1 protein-coding gene is annotated in these 943 nt (G+C 40.6%); it reads left to right on the top strand.

The features are described 5' to 3' along the window. Window positions 1–100: 100 nt before the first annotated feature. On the top strand, window positions 101–943 hold an 843-nt coding region (locus tag IV54_RS07110), incomplete at its 3' end, for an IS30-like element ISLpl1 family transposase (RefSeq protein ID WP_057878693.1).

The following is a 943-nucleotide window of genomic DNA, read 5'->3' as shown; positions in this document are numbered from 1 at the left end:
AGGTAGATTGTAAAATTAATCCGAACGCTGTTCGGACAAAAAAGATCAGCTTCCTTTAAAATGGTGTTTACCACAAACCCATCTTTTAGGAGCTGATCTTTTGTCTAGTATAACCTATTCCGAACGAATTAAAATCGAAACCTTTTGTGAACTAGGGCTGTCCAATATCCAAATGGGCGTTCGGCTGAACCGATCACCGTCAACAATTTCTTATGAATTATCTCGATGTAAAACTTATCAGGCTGAATTAGCACAAACAGATGCCGAATACAAGCGATCACGATGTGGTCGGAAAACTAAGCTGAGCGATGAGTTAAAGCAAAAAATTCTCAACCATTTATGTCTAAGCTGGTCACCAGGAATGATTGCTCACGAATTTAAACTAGCTACTAAATCTATTTATAATTGGCTAAATCAGGGGAGGATTGGTTTCTCCTTGAATGATCTACCTGAACATGGCGTACGCCAACGGCGTAACGTTGACCAACGATCCAAATATAATCAATCTTTGGGGCGATCAATTGAACAGCGTCCCATGATGATTAATCAACGTAATCGCATCGGCGATTTTGAACTAGATACAGTCGTTGGTCCTCGTGGGCATAGTAAGGCAGTTTTATTAACTTTAATCGATCGCAAATCACGGTTCCTTTGGGCATACCGGTTAAAAGATCGGACGACAGCGACTGTTAATGAAGCACTAACTAAGTTCCTAACCACTTTTAATGGTCCGGTGCACAGCTTTACTGTGGACCGTGGCACTGAGTTTAGTGGGCTAGTATCACTTGAATCACAATATGGTATTAAGACCTATTACTGCCATGCTTATACTCCAGCTGAACGTGGTAGTAATGAACGCTTTAATCGGAATTTACGTTATTTTTATCCTAAAGGGACTCGTTTTGAGCACATTAGTGCTCAAGATTTAACGACGACGTTACTC

Origin of the sequence: Levilactobacillus paucivorans, assembly GCF_001437125.1 — a bacterium.
Taxonomy (GTDB): Bacteria; Bacillota; Bacilli; order Lactobacillales; family Lactobacillaceae; genus Levilactobacillus; species Levilactobacillus paucivorans.
Note: the sequence above shows the minus strand (reverse complement) of the source record. Positions and strands in the feature narration are given on the sequence as shown.